At 69.6% G+C, this 13,995-nt stretch carries 11 protein-coding genes and 1 pseudogene; 6 read left to right on the plus strand and 6 right to left on the minus strand.

The features are described from left to right. Positions 1-155: 155 nt before the first annotated feature. From D7W79_RS26740 to D7W79_RS26750, 3 genes are all read left to right on the plus strand, one after another. Positions 156-818: an iron-containing redox enzyme family protein gene (locus D7W79_RS26740; protein WP_120528228.1), complete on the plus strand. Its 663-nt coding sequence runs from the start codon at positions 156-158 to the stop codon at positions 816-818. A gap of 174 nt (positions 819-992) precedes the next feature. After that, complete coding sequence (locus tag D7W79_RS26745; RefSeq protein WP_120528229.1) at positions 993-1,619, plus strand: DUF47 domain-containing protein; 627 nt, start codon at positions 993-995, stop codon at positions 1,617-1,619. Between the two features lies 1 nt (position 1,620). Further along, on the plus strand, positions 1,621-2,646 hold the full coding sequence (locus D7W79_RS26750) for an inorganic phosphate transporter (protein WP_120528230.1): 1,026 nt from the start codon (positions 1,621-1,623) through the stop codon (positions 2,644-2,646). Positions 2,647-2,692: 46 nt separating this feature from the next. On the opposite strand, the gene D7W79_RS26755 is transcribed toward D7W79_RS26750, so the two are convergent. Then, positions 2,693-4,471, minus strand: a complete 1,779-nt coding sequence (locus D7W79_RS26755) for a hypothetical protein (RefSeq protein WP_147442063.1) — start codon at positions 4,469-4,471, stop codon at positions 2,693-2,695. A 220-nt stretch (positions 4,472-4,691) separates the two neighbouring features. On the opposite strand from D7W79_RS26755, the gene D7W79_RS26760 reads away from it, so the two are divergent. Continuing rightward, on the plus strand, positions 4,692-6,164 hold the full coding sequence (locus tag D7W79_RS26760; RefSeq protein WP_120528232.1) for a B12-binding domain-containing radical SAM protein: 1,473 nt from the start codon (positions 4,692-4,694) through the stop codon (positions 6,162-6,164). On the opposite strand, the gene D7W79_RS26765 is transcribed toward D7W79_RS26760, so the two are convergent. From D7W79_RS26765 to D7W79_RS26780, 4 genes are all read right to left on the minus strand, one after another. After that, positions 6,085-6,915: an acyl-CoA desaturase gene (locus D7W79_RS26765; protein WP_120528233.1), complete on the minus strand. Its 831-nt coding sequence runs from the start codon at positions 6,913-6,915 to the stop codon at positions 6,085-6,087. The genes D7W79_RS26760 and D7W79_RS26765 overlap by 80 nt on opposite strands. A gap of 77 nt (positions 6,916-6,992) precedes the next feature. Then, on the minus strand, positions 6,993-11,294 hold the full coding sequence (locus D7W79_RS26770) for an AAA family ATPase (RefSeq protein WP_120528234.1): 4,302 nt from the start codon (positions 11,292-11,294) through the stop codon (positions 6,993-6,995). Between the two features lie 18 nt (positions 11,295-11,312). After that, entirely contained in the window at positions 11,313-11,714 is a 402-nt protein-coding gene (locus D7W79_RS26775) for a hypothetical protein (protein WP_120528238.1), read from the minus strand. Positions 11,715-11,847: 133 nt separating this feature from the next. Continuing rightward, positions 11,848-12,378, minus strand: coding sequence for an SLOG cluster 4 domain-containing protein (locus tag D7W79_RS26780; protein ID WP_120528235.1), 531 nt, complete (start codon positions 12,376-12,378; stop codon positions 11,848-11,850). Positions 12,379-12,621: 243 nt separating this feature from the next. Here D7W79_RS26780 and D7W79_RS26785 point away from each other — a divergent pair, with 243 nt between their 5' ends. Next, positions 12,622-12,927 (plus strand): hypothetical protein, encoded by a 306-nt coding sequence (locus D7W79_RS26785; RefSeq protein ID WP_120528236.1) that lies wholly within the window; start codon positions 12,622-12,624, stop codon positions 12,925-12,927. A gap of 109 nt (positions 12,928-13,036) precedes the next feature. After that, positions 13,037-13,429: a hypothetical protein gene (locus D7W79_RS26790; RefSeq protein ID WP_120528237.1), complete on the plus strand. Its 393-nt coding sequence runs from the start codon at positions 13,037-13,039 to the stop codon at positions 13,427-13,429. A 59-nt stretch (positions 13,430-13,488) separates the two neighbouring features. Here D7W79_RS26790 and D7W79_RS26795 read toward each other — a convergent pair. After that, positions 13,489-13,995, minus strand: a pseudogene (locus D7W79_RS26795) (serine/threonine-protein kinase); the annotation flags it as partial.

A 13,995-nucleotide genomic window follows, 5' to 3' on the forward strand; every position in this document is an offset into this window, starting at 1 on the left:
ACCCCGAACAGCCCACCCACGCCTGCCTGCACGTTCCACACTGACGGTAAACCACGTAGTCTCGTTGAACTTGTCTTTCCATTATTCCAAGAATCGCAGTACTGCCTTGTGATAAACGCCGACCCAGCCCTTTTGGACCCAACCTGGAGGCGGCAATGCGGAACCAGACCATCGAGGCGGCGCTCGCGAAGAACCCCCACCGTGAGCAGCTCATCAAGCATCGTTTCTTCGAGGTGGTGGATGAGAAGGCCTTCAGCCGCGAGCAGGCGGAGATGGTGCTGGGGCAGTGGTGGCACCCCCTGCACTACTTCCCCAACTTCCTGAGCAAGCTCATCGCCGTCTGTCCCCAGATGGAGATGAAGACGGCGGTGACCCACATCCTGAACCAGGAGGTAGGCGAGGGAGACCCGGCGCGCGCGCACGAGCGCTTCTTCATCCAGACGATGACGGACGCGGGCTTCACGAAGGCGGGCGTGTCGGAGGCGGACATGACGCCCGCCACGCGCCGGCTCATCGACGGCTACCAGCGCTCCACGGACAACCACCTCACCGGCCTGGGCTTCCTCTACGGCACGGAGGTGGCGGACCTCACCATGGTGGCCAAGCTGGGCAAGCTGGTGCGCCGCACCACGGGCCTCAAGGCCCTGCCCTGGGTGGACATCCACGTGAAGCAGGAGCCAGACCACGTGGAGACGGCCGGCCACACGGTGGGGCTCCAGTACACCGACGAGGAGCTGGCCACCATCACCCGCGGCGCCGAGGAGATGTGGCAGCTGTGGGTGGGATTCTTCGAGGAGCTGCGCAACCGCGTCGTCTGAGCGGCCCCTTGCGTCAAGCGCAACCCCCTGGAATCCGTACGTTTTCGCACGGAACACTGGCGAATCTCTCCAGGTAGGGTAGTCACTCCCCGCGTCACGGGAGCGTCACACCCAAGCGCCACCGACCTCCCGCGGCGGACCGCGCCTGTCCCTCCAGGCGCCGAGGGAGATCCCATGCTCGAAAAGCTGATGCCGAAGTCGGACGAGTTCTTCGACGACTTCGACGCGCAATGCGCGAGGACCGTCGAGGGAGCGAAGCTCCTGCACGAGCTCCTCGCGGACTACCGGGACGTGCCCGCGCGCGTCCAGGCCCTCAAGGACGTGGAGCATAAGGGCGACGACGTCACCCACGCGGCCTTCAACCGCCTCCACCAGCAGTTCATCACCCCGTTCGACCGGGCACAGATCCACACGCTCCTGTCGCGCATCGACGACGTGCTGGACCTGACCAACGCGGCGGCCGCGCGGCTGCTGTACTACGAGATTGAATCCAGCCGGCCGGACGCCACGGAGCTGGCGCGGCTGCTGGTGCTCTCCACGCAGAAGGTGCAGGAGGTCGTCGCGGCGCTGCGGCTCATCAAGAAGCCGGAGCAGATCCTCGCGGGCTGCAAGGAGATCAAGCACCTGGAGACGCAGGCGGATGAAGTCCTGCGCGCGGGCATGGGCCGGCTGTTCAAGAGCGGCGTGGATACCCTGACCATCATCAAGTGGAAGGAGATCCTCGACCTCATCGAGACGGCCACCGACAAGTGCCAGGGTGTGGCCAACGTCATCGAAGGCGTCGTGCTGGAGCACTCCTGAGATGCTGCTCGCCGCGGTCGTCCTGATCGTCATCGTCGCGCTCGTCTTCGACTTCATCAACGGCTTCCACGACGCGGCGAACTCCATCGCCACGGTGGTGTCCACGCGCGTGCTGTCGCCGAACCTGGCGGTGGCGTGGGCCGCGTTCTTCAACTTCGTGGCGGCCTTCGCGGGCGGCGTGCACGTGGCCAACACCATGGGCAAGGGCATCATCAACTTCGACATGCTCCGCGCGGCCGGCCCCACCGCGGTGTTGATGGTCATCTTCTCCTCGCTCATGGGCGCCATCGCGTGGAACCTGCTCACGTGGTGGTGGGGGCTGCCCTCGTCGTCGTCGCACGCGCTGGCGGGCGGGATGATTGGCGCCACGCTGCCGGTGCTGGGCTTCCAGGGGCTGGTGGGCAGCGGCATCGCGCGCATCGCGGCCTTCATCGTGCTGTCGCCGCTCATCGGGATGACGCTGGGCATCGCGATGATGGTGGCCAGCACCTGGGCGGTGCACCGTCAGACGCCGCTGCGCGTGGACACCTGGTTCCGCCGGCTGCAGCTGGTGTCGTCCGCCATCTTCTCCTACAGCCACGGCACCAACGACGCGCAGAAGGTCATGGGCATCATCGCGGTGGTGCTCTTCGGCACCATCTGGCGCGACCGCCCGTTCCACATCGACTGGTGGATGATCATCTCCTGCCACGCGGCCATCGCGCTGGGCACGTTCTTCGGCGGCTGGCGCATCATCCGCACCATGGGCCACAGCCTCACGAAGCTGGCGCCCATTGGCGGCTTCTGCGCGGAGACGGGCGGCGGCGTCACCATCATCGCGCTGGCGGAGCTGGGAATCCCCGTCTCCACCACGCACACCATCACGGGCGCCATCGTCGGCGTGGGGTCCACGCGCGGCTGGCGCGCCGTGAAGTGGGGCACCGCCGGCCGCATCATCTGGGCGTGGGTGTTCACCATCCCCGCCGCCGCGCTGGTGTCCGTCATCGTCTACGGACTCACGCTGGCGGTGGTGCGGATGGTGGGCTGAAAAAAGCCCTGTGGCGCGGGGAGAGCCCCCGCGCCACGGCCCTTCCCTACCGGACGTTGAGGGCCGACGGCGGCCCGCCCACGGGCGGCGGGATGTAGGGAACCACCTTCTTGTTCTGCCACTGGACCAGCTTCAGCGACGGGTCCTCCAGCGGCACGTCGAAGGTGTAGGAGATGCGCGTGGGGAACTGCCCGTCCATCTCCTCAATCCGCACCTTCAGGCCCTTCATGTCGAACTCCTGTCCCTGGGCCACCGGGTGGCGCGCGGCGCGGTGGATGCGCTCCTCCACGGAGTCCAGGAAGTGGCCGCCCTTGGTGAACGACAGCTCCAGGGAGTTGGGCCCGGTGCGCGTCACCTTCTGCTCGTTGATCGAATAGGACAGCACCCACCAGGCCTTCGGCAGCGGCATGCCCGTGGACCACCACCGCACGGAGCCGTAGATGCCGATGATGCCGTTGGGGGCGTTGAGCACCACCAGCCGCTGCTCCGGCAGCTTCGACTCGTCCAGGGCCTCCTCGTAGCGCATCTGCACGCGCGCCATGAGGGCGTCCGCCTGCGCATAGGCCTCCGTGGTCTGCCACCAGATGTAGGGCGCGCCCACGACGTGCACCAGGGCCAGCACCGCGGCGCCAGCCAGCACCGCGCCCGCGCGGAACGTGCGCGCCCTGCCCCGCCATGCGTGGCGCAGCACCACAGCCAGGCCCACCGCCATGCCCAGGCTGGGCACGATGAGCGTGCGCGAGCCGGCGAACGCGGAGTTGGCCAGCCACGTGGACACGAACGCGCCCGTCAGCATCCAGCCCACCGTGCGCCGCTCCGCGGCCTCCAGCCGGGGCCACACGCCCCACACGAGCAGCGCGAACAGCGTCAGCCCCACGGCGCCCAGCACCGTGAACAGGGGCACCATGGACTGGTCGAAGATGAAGTCCGGGGGCGCGTTCAGCGTCAGGCCCGCGATGGCGGCCGGGACGCGGGTGAGCATGGCCTTGAACCAATCCACCGGCGTTCCCACGGCGTCCAGGTACATGTCCGAGCCGCCCGCGCCGTAGCCCAGCGCGCGGTACAGCGCGAAGTAGCCGGCCATCAACACGCCGAAGGGGATGAGCCCCTTGAGCTTGTCCTTCGCCTGCCCCGGCCCGGAGAAGGCCTCGTAGGCCAGCACGTACGGGCTGAGGATGACCATGGTCTCGCCGCACAGCAGCGCCAGCGCGAAGGACACCAGCGCGCCCACCAGCGAGCCCGTGCGCTTCTCCTCGCGCCACTTCACGTGGAAGTAGATGCCCAGGATGCCGAAGAGCAGCGACATCACCACGCTGCGGTAGGACAGCCAGCCCAGCACCGCCGAGTGCGAGCCCCAGATGGCGAAGAGGAACATCGCCACGCCCGCCACCGCCGTGGGCAGCACGCGCTTGAGCAGCACGCCCGCCAGCACCACCATGCCCACGTACCAGAGCACCGAGTGCATCTGATAGGCCACGGCGACGCGGTTGTAGAGCAGGTGGTCCAGTCCGTAGAGCAGGCTGCCCAGGGGCCGGAAGAACGCGACGCGCACGGAGGGCTCCACCCACCACGGGAAGACACCCACGTGCGCCAGCCGCAGCGTGTGCTCCGGGATGCCCGTGGCGGTGCGGTACACGTCCAGGGGCGTGTTGCCCAGCGGCGCGGGCGGCGGCACGTGGTCCCAGACGCCCAGCCAGATGAAGTCATCCGGCATGAAACCCACGCGCAGCACCAGCGCGCCCAGCACCACCGCGAACGCGATGGAAATCCAGAAGTAACGTTTAAACGGCCAACCCGGGGCGGCTGGCGGGGAAGAAGTATCCATGTTTCAAATATCTATCAGCACGCCCCCCAAGCGAGATAGGTCCTCCTGGGTCGTCCGCTGCCACCGGAAACACGCCGAGTGCGGCGCGCGCGACGGAGATCCTTTGCCACTGCCCGGACTCCGGGTGATCCTCCGCCGACGAAAGGGGGACGCAGTCCGGCAGGTGCATTCACGAACGGGCTCGGCCCGTTCCTTCCGCTCCGTCGCCGGGCCCGCACGCATGCGCATCGCCATCATCGCCACGTACACCCATCCGACCCGGCTGCGGATCAAGGAACCCTCCATCATGCAGTCCTCCGTGCCGGAGCTCATCGCGGGCCTGTGCCCGGAGCACGCAGAGGTGGAGATCTTCAACGAGAAGGAGGCGGACCTGCCGTTGGACCGGCACTGGGACCTGGTCTTCTTCTCGTACCTGCACTCGTACTACGAGCACACGAAGGTGCTCTCCACCCTCTTCCGCCAGCGCGGCATGACGACGGTGGCGGGCGGCCGGCACGCGGGCCACTTCCCCGACGACGCGGCGAAGTACTTCGACGCGGTCATCACCGGGGAGCCGGAGTCCAACGTGCCCGCGCTCATCGCGGACTTCGAGAAGGGCGAACTGAAGCCGCGCTACAGCCTGCCGTCCCAGGGCGCCGCCGCCATCCGGCCGTACCGCTACGAGCTCATCGACTTCACGCACAACAAGGTGCGCCTGCCCGGCATCGAGGCGTCGCGCGGCTGTCCCTTCACCTGCAACTTCTGCGTGCTCACCGGCCACGAGCGCTACCGTTTCCGGCCCATCCCGGAGGTCATCGACGAGATCCAGACGCGCATGCGCTGGAACCCGAACTTCCTGGGGCTGATGGGTGACGCGTTCGTCTTCCTGGACAACAACCTGGGCGGTTCCCCCAAGTACCTGCGCGCGCTGTGCGAAGCGCTCATCCCCCTGAAGAAGACCTGGGGCTGCGCGCTCACCTTCAACGTGCTCAAGGACGAGTCGCTGGTGAAGCTGATGGCGAAGGCGGGCTGCCGCTACGTCTACACGGGCCTGGAGTCACTCAACCCGGACTCCATCAAGGCGATGAACAAGGGCCAGAACAAGCTGTCGGAGGTGGACGCCGTCATCCGCCGCGTCTTCTCCGCCGGCATCCTCCTGTCCTTCGGGCTCATCGTCGGCTCGGACGGGGACACCAACGAGTACCTGCACCGGCTGCCGGAGTACCTGGCGGACCTGAAGTACTTCTCCGTCACGTTCCTGGGCATCGTGTGCCCCTACCCGGAGACGCCCTTCTTCCGCGAGCTCCAGGCGGAGGACCGGCTGCTGCCCGGCACCATCAGCCGCGACTACGACGGCTACACGCTGTGCCACCGGCCCAAGCAGCTGCACGCGTCGGAGGTGGTGGAGCACTTCCAGCGGCTGTGCAACACGCTGGGGAGCCTGCCCAACATCGCTCGGCACTACGCGTCCAAGCTGATGATGAGCGACCTGCCCCGCTACAAGCAGACCATCCTCTTCTCCGGCCCCGAAATCGTCAGCATCCGCAACCCGCTGAAGAACAAGGAGCGCCGCTACATCGCGGGCCTGGATGCGATTGAAGCCTGGGACGCGGAGCAGATGGCCCGGCTGGGCCTCACGCCGCAGGTCTTGACTGGACCCGGGACGGCAGGCGCACGTCCCACGCCAGACCCAGGCCTCGCAGCGCACGGATGAAGAGCCAGCCCGGATCCCACTGCCACCACACCCAGCCGTGCCGCGCGGACGCGGGGAAGGCGTGGTGGTTGTTGTGCCAGCCTTCGCCCAGCGCCAGCACGCTCACCCACCACACATTGCGGCTGTGGTCGCGCGTGTCGTGGACGCGGTGGCCGAACGCCGCGTGGCACACGGAGTTCACCGCGTAGGTGCTCTGCATCCAGCACACCACCGGCAGGAAGAAGTACGCGGGCACCGTGCGCCAGCCGAACGTCAGCCCCACGAAGAGCACCGTCAGCACCTGCGGCGCGATGCGGTAGCGCAGGAGCCAGTGGTAGTAGCCGTCGTTCGCCATGTCGCGGCACCAGGTGCGCCAGCCGTCCTCCTCCGTGGAGGACGCGTTGAGGATCCACCCCATGTGCGCGTACCAGAAGCCGCGCACCGGCGAGTGCACGTCCCCTTCCGCGTCCGCCTTGGCGTGGTGCAGCCGGTGGTTGGCGGCCCACAGGAGCGGGCTGCCCTGCGCCGTGAGCATGGCCACCGTCACCAGCGCGTACTCCACCCAGCGGGGGCACGCGAAGGCGCGGTGGCACAGCAGGCGGTGCAGCCCCACCGTCGTGCCCAGGCCAATGGACACGTACACGGCCAGCGCCACCGGCAGCGCGTACGGCGGCCAGGGCAGGAAGAACGCCAGCGCGGCCAGCGCGTGCACCACGAGCATGTAACCGACGATGACGGGACTGAGCTGGTAACGGAGCGGAGCGGTGATCATGGCCCGGTGCGGATGCGAGGAAGAAGCACTGGAGTCTAGGGGCCCTGCCTGACGGGACAAGGAATGCGCCCCGCGCGTCACATCACGCGGGCGTCACGGGCACCTGAAGCCTGGGGCAGTGGCAGCACCTCCGCGGGCGGAAGCCGGGTCGCGGCCTGGAAGCGATCCACGCGGCGCAGCTCCGCGCGGGCCTCCACCTCCGTGAAGATGGCGCGCGCGCGGGCGAGGAAGGCCTCGCGCCGGTGCGGCAGCGCCACCGCCGCGTCGAAGTAGGCCACGCCCGTCTCCCAGCGGTTGGGGCTCTTCTCCAGGACGGCGATGGCCTCCAGGAACACCGGCTCCGCGGCCTTGGGGCCCTTGCGCAGGGCCAGCGAGCGCGCCGTCACGCGCAGCGCCGGGCCCTTCAGGTACGGGTAGAGCCGGGCGATGACGCGCGCCTTGATGCAGGACAGCCGCACGATCCTCAGCAACTCCTTGCGCGGCACCACCGTGGCGCCCTCCTCCAGCGCGAAGAGGGCGGCCTCCGCCGCGTCCACCAGGCCCACCTGGAGGAAGGGCACCAGCACCTGGTAGCTCCAGATGCTCTTGAAGCAGCGCACCGCGACGAGCGCCGCCTCCTCCACCTGGTGCTCGCGCACCGTGACGTTGGCCAGGTGGTTGAGGCTGGCGCACTGGTTGGCCAGGTCCGCCACCTCCTCGCTGATGCGCAGGCCCTGCTCCAGCTGCGCGCACAGCTCGCCCACGTCGCCTTCGCCCAAGAGGTAGCGGCACATGGGCGCCCACGAGTGCGCCCAGCCCTGGTGCATCAGCGCGTTGAGCTCCACGCCAATGGTCTTCATCTGCTCGTAGAGTGCCTCCGCCGTGCGGAAGCGCGAGTGGAGGAACTCGCCCGTGGCCTGCATCATCAGGGACGTCTGGCGCTCCCAGCGCTCGCCCACCTGGCGCAGCGTGGAGACGGCCTCCTCCTGGAACTCCCTGGCGCGCTGCAGCTCGTTGGCGAAGAAGGCCTGGATGCCCAGGCGGCTGAGCGCGAGCCCCTCCGCCACCGGGTCCTTGGAGCGCCGCGCGTACTCCAGCGCCTTCTCGCAGTGGTAGCGCGAGCGCTTGAGCAGCCCCGCGCCGAACAAGAGCGTGCCGTAGTAGCCGCGCGCCAGGCTCATGGCGTAGTCGCTGCGCGAGCGCTCCGCCATGTTCGTGGACACCAACGTCGCCCACGTGAGCTTCATGATGTCCGCGAAGTAGTAGATGCGGATGAGCGAGTTGAGCGTGGACAGCTGCTGGAGGTAGTTGCCCAGCCGCGCCGCCGGCAGCGGCCGCAGGATGAACGGCAGCAGCGTCGCCAGCCCCCGCAAGAGCAGGTTGGCCAGCGTGCGCAGGCCCAGCGCGGCCAGGCTCCCCGGCAGGCTGCGGCCCCGGAGCACCAGGGACTTCTCCAGGTGCTGCGTAGCGAGCGCGGACTCGCCCTTCTCCTGGTGCGCGCGGCCCAGGCCCAGGTGCAGCTCCGCCTGCTGCTGGGGATCCTCCTCGTCCACCAGGCACTGCTCGAACATCAGGATGGCGTTGGCGTAGTGGCCCGCCTGGAGCAGCGTCTCCGCCAGCTCCTGCATCACCCGGCGCATCTTGAGGAGCATCGCCTCCGGGTCCACGGGGGCGACGGTGCCCAAGAGCTCCACGCCGCGGTTGTAGTGGTAGAGCGCGTCGTCGTTCGCGTACTGCGCGCGCGCGCTGCGGGCCGCCATCAGCGTGTACTCCAGGCCCTTGTCCTCCACGTTGCCCGCGAGGAAGTGGAACGCGAGCAGACCCGCGGAGGCCGCGAGGTTGTCGTTCGCGCGGACCTCCAGGTAGCGCGCGAGCCGGCGGTGCAGGTCCTCGCGCGCCGACACCAGGAGCGTGTTGTAGGCCACGTCCCGGATGACGATGTGCTTGAAGAGGCAGGTGTACGGCTCCTCCGTCTCCAGCAGGATGAGGCCCAGGCGCTGGAGCGTGTCCATGGCCTCGCGCAGGCGCTGTGCGCCAAGCGTGGGCACCAGCGCCGACACCGCGTCCAGCGTGAAGATGCGCCCGATGACGGACGCCACCTTCACCACCAGCTTTTCCGTCTCGCTGAGCAGGTCGATGCGCGACAGCACCACGTCCTGGATGGAGTCCGGCAGCAGCAGGTCCTGCAGGCCGCGCTTGAGCTCCATCCGCGTGGAGCCGGGCTCCGCCAGGCCCAGGTAGCCCTGCTCCGCCAGGCCCTCCACGATGGACTCGATGAAGAACGGGTTGCCCTGCACCTTCGCGAGCAGCCGGTCCTCCAGCGCGACGTCCGGCGGCGACAGGCGCAGGTGCACGCGCAACAGCGCCCGCGTGTCCTCCTCGTCCAGGCTCACCAGGTCCACGGGGAGGAACTCGGGCAGCTCTCGCAAGGCCCGGACCTGGTCGCCCGGGCGCATCGTCGCCAGCACCATGATGCGGTGCGAGCCCACGCGCACCGCGAGGTACTGGAGCAGGTCCAGCGAGATGTAGTCCGCCCAGTGCAGGTCCTCGAAGAAGAGCAGCAGCGGCTGCGCGCGGCTCAAGTTCTCCAGGAGCTGGAAGACGATCTGGAACACCTTCTGCTGCTTGCGCCGGGCGTCCATCCCCGACGTGGCGGACGTCTCCTCCAGCGACATGCCGAGGATGCCCGCCATCACCGGGATCCACTCCGGCCCCACGTCCTCCAGGCCCTCCAGCCCCTGGCGCAGACGCGTCAGCTGCGCCTCCGTGTCGTCCGAGTCATGCAGCCCGAACGCCTGGAGCAGCACCTCCTTCCAGGGGAAGAAGGGCGTGAAGGCCTCGTAGGAATAGCAGACGCCGTACAGCGCCCGCGCGCCGCCCTCCTCCGCGTCCTCCAGCACGCGCGCGCCCAGCCGCGACTTGCCGATGCCCGCCTCGCCGGACACCACGCATACGCGGCCCTGGCCGGCGAAGGACGCGGTGAGCGACTCGTGCAGCAGGTTGAGCTCGCGGCTGCGGCCGATGATGTCGCCCCGGCCCTTGATGAAGAGGCCGCGGCGCGTCTCCCCCAGCAGCCGGTACACCGGCACGGAGCGCGAGACGCCCTTGAGCTTCGCGTCCTCCACGAACTCGGTGGCGAAGCCGCCCTGCCGCGAGCGCGTCTGGGTGTTGGCGCACAGGTGCACCCCGCCCTGGCGTCCGCCGTGCGTCATCAGGCGCGCGGCCATGTTCACGACCTCGCCCAGCGCCGAGTACCCCTTGCGCGTGGGCGAGCCCATGTCGCCGCAGTAGGCGTGGCCGGTGGCGATGCCGATCTGCAGCTCGTCCAGGAACGGGAACTGCTCACGCGCCTTGAGCAGCTTGCAGGCCAGCCGGCACGCCAGCACCTCCTTGTTCTGCTGGGCGGTGGGCGCGCCGAACAGGACGTAGAGCACGTTGCCCTTGTCCGTGAAGTCCGTCATCAGCAGCACGCCACCGTGGTGGGCGCTCTCGCGCTGGACGAACTCGTAGTAGGCGTTGAGGTCGCGGGTGAAGGCGTCCGGATCCGCGTCCGACGACGCGTGGGTGAAGCGCACGAAGAAGCAGGTGACGTCGCGGAAGTCGCCCGCGAACTCCTGGTGCGCGGTGGTGATCTTCGTGAAGAGCACCGGGTGCAGCAGCAGCGCGCACCGGCCCACCAGCTCCGCCCCGCCCGTGGGCGCGGGCAGCGGGCGTCGCTCGGCCTCCACCGGCGCGTCGAGCGCCAGCCGGTGGTTGCCCCCCTCGCGAGGCTCGCCCCGGCGCGCGGACTCCGGCAGCGCCGCCCACGCGCGGGGGCTCAGGACGACCTCCGACACCGTGGCCTGCTTCTCCGCGCCCACCGCCTGCGCCAGCGGCTCGCCCACGAGCGCCGGGTGCATCCACAGGCCGGTGGCGCCCATCACGATGCGGGTCGCCTCCCCGAAGCCGATGCCGATGCGCGACGACACGCCGAAGCGCTGGCCCAGCAGCTCCAGCCGGGCGAAGCGCGCGAGCCTGCGCTGCACGCCCAGCGCGCACACCGCCGCGCGCTGCACGACGTCGCCATCCGCCTCTCCGGGCGCGGCCTCGAAGCACGCGAGGATGGAGTCACCGGCGAACTGGTAGATGTCCCCGCCGTGGTCGCGGACCACGTCGATCATCTCCGTGTAGTAGTTCGTCAGCAGGCGCTGGAGCGCGTCGATGCCGCGCGGGCCCGCGCCGCTCAGCCCCACCACGATGGGCGTGAAGCCCGCGATGTCCAGCAGGAGGATGGCGCCCCGCACCCCTTCCGCCCGGGGCAGCGCGTCCGCCTCCTGGCTCCCGAGCCGCGCGAGGATGGCCGCCGGCATGTAGGGCGCCAGCGTCGCGACAACCGGATCGATGGGCTGCGTGGAGGGCATTCCCCGGGGGCTTTCCGCTCAGGACAAGGTGGCGTAGCGCAGGTAGAGGGCGCCCAGGCACACGGCGCCGTAGAGGGGAATCTCCGCCGTCTCCGTCCAGGGCTGCTGCTTCATCACCGCGCCCCAGATGTGCACCGCCGTCATGATGCCGCCAATGAGGCCGATGAGTTCGAAGATGACCAGGTGGCTCTTGGGGTCCGGGATGAACTGCACCACCGCGATGATGACGGACAGCGCCAGGCCGCCCAGGCAGCGCGCGAAGTAGACCGTCAAATCGTTGTTGCCCGTGGGCAGCTCCCACCTGAACCAGCGCGCCCAGCGCAGCGGCACGAACAGCAGCGGCAGCGCGTAGACGACCGCGAAGACCGAGGTGGAGACCGCGAGGAACCAGCTGGCCAGCGGATAGTCGGGGTTGATCATGATGGCGGGCGAGGCAAGGGCTCCGGGCGTCCTGCTGCCGGGCGCACCCTGCCCCACGCCGTCCATCCTAGAATCTTTTCCCTCCCCGTGGGGCGCCTTCCCCCTGCCCGGCCCCCGTCAGCCCGGCTGCCGCCTAGCGGGTGGAGGCCAGGAGGAACTCGGCCACCCGCTCCAGGGAGGTGGTGCGCTCGGCCTCCGCCGGGAAGCGCCGGAAGGACTCCGGCGGCCCATGCAGGATGAGCGGCTTGCCATAGCGCAGCGCCAGGACGGCCTCCGCCGCGGTGCCCGCCCCTCCGGGCAGCGCCACCAGGGCGTGCGGCGTCAGCACGTTGATGTGGTTGCGGCTCATGGGGTCCGTGCCCTGCTCCCCGCTGAGGGGCAGGTGCGTGTAGATGGGGATCTCGATGTCCGTGTTCGGGTAGCCGGGCCGGGGCTGGTAGCGGCCATCCGCCCCGACGGTGCCGGGGATGATGCCGATGGACGCCCCCCGCCGCCCCTCCACCTGGACGAAGGCCGCCGCGGCCACGCTCATCACGCCGCCGCCCGCGCCGGTCAGCAGGTCGAAGCCGGCCTCGGCAATCCACCGCGCCAGGGGGACGACCCACTCCTCGTGGGCCTCCGTGCCGGAGCCGAAGACTCCGATGATGCGGCGGTGTCTGCGCATGACTGCGTCCTCCCCGAAAGACCGGAACTACGTGAGCCCCTGTTCCATGCGAATCCCCGGCCAACGCCGCAAGGGCTCACGGACCGGCGTGCGGCCCCGGTCCCGTCCACCCGTGGAAGGTGCGCGGCGCGAGCGTCGCCTGGCCGTCGCTTGTCTCCTCCCGGAGCGCGAGGCGTTCCCGCACGACCCGTGATGTCGGACCCCTGCTCTACCTTCGTTCGCCAGTGAGCGAGGAGGCCGCCCATGTTCGACGCCTGTGGAGGTTGTGAGCGCCGTGGCACCGCCGGAGAGGTGTTCGACTGGTGCGCGCACTGCGAATTGTCGCTGTGTCCCGGCTGCCTCCAGCGCGGCTGCTGCGGCAGCGTGCCCGCGGACTCCGGACGGGGCGCACCCAGGGAGCTCCCCGAGCCGCCCCCCGCCGAGCGCGAGCCCCTGCCGGAGGACTTCGGCGGCCGCTGCTGCACGCACGCCCGCGCGGTGGCGTGCTCGTGCGCCTTCCACTGGGTCTGCGTGCGACACGGCGACCTGCACGTGGGGACGCACGACTGAGGACGTGAAGCCTCACCTCCGTGCGGGCGTTGACACACGGGCGGCCCGTCCACGACGGTTCCCACCCTGCCGGGCACTCGGGCCTGGACACAGCACGGAGCACGGCACCATGGGCCTGGCGGAGCGGACGGAGTGGGCCACGTTCAAGCAGGAGTCCTTCGCGTCGAAGGTGGAGGAGCTGAAGCGGGCCGCGGGGGGCGCGGACCTCCAGGTGACGCTGGACGAGGCGAGCTTCACCACCGTGGCCGCCATCCAGATGCTCTCCAACGGCATCTTCGACCGGCTCATCGACGACCTGAAGTCCGTGTGTCGCGACGACATCGGGAGGCAGGCCGTCCGGGAGGGCATCCAGACGGTGCACATCGTGCACAAGGACGCACCCGGGTACACGCTGGACCTGAAGGACGGCACCCTCGCCATCCAGGCGAAGGTGGACGGCTCCATCGGCGAGGACCTGCCCGGCTACGGCGCCTACAGGAGCTTCCTGCTGAAGAAGCTGTAGGGCGCGCGGACTGGACGCCGGACCGGGGGAGGCCCCCGGCCCGTGTCATTGCGTCCGGCTCAGGGCACGTCGAGCGCGACGCCCTGTCCTGGCATGGCCATCACCCAGCGGACGACGTCCGGCTTGCCACCGCAGGTGACGCGCACCTCGAACTCGCGCCCCGCGGGCATGGGGCTGGAGAGCGGCGTCTGGCCCTGGAGCACCTGCGAGCCCAGCGCGACGCGGCAGCCCTGGGCGCCGGTGACGCTGAGCGTGCCCCGGGCGTCCGCCTGGGGCGCGGCGTCCGCGAGCGTGCGCAGGTCGATGTGCTCCGACTTCGGCACCTTGCCGAAGCGGTGCAGCTTGCCCTCCACGGCCGTGGAGACGAGCCAGCCGGAGGGGTCCTCCGGCAGGGCGTTGCTGCCTTCCAGCAGCACGCCGGACACGTAGACGCGCTCGCCCTCCTGCGCGTTGCGCACCTCCACGCCGCCCTTGGGCAGCAGGAACACCAGCGCGAGCCCCGCGAGCACCAGGCCCACGCCCCCCACGACCAGCCCCTTGCGCTGGCCGGACGTCAGCCCCTTCCC

Source organism: Corallococcus exercitus (genome assembly GCF_003611585.1).
In the GTDB taxonomy this organism is placed as follows: domain Bacteria; phylum Myxococcota; class Myxococcia; order Myxococcales; family Myxococcaceae; genus Corallococcus; species Corallococcus exercitus.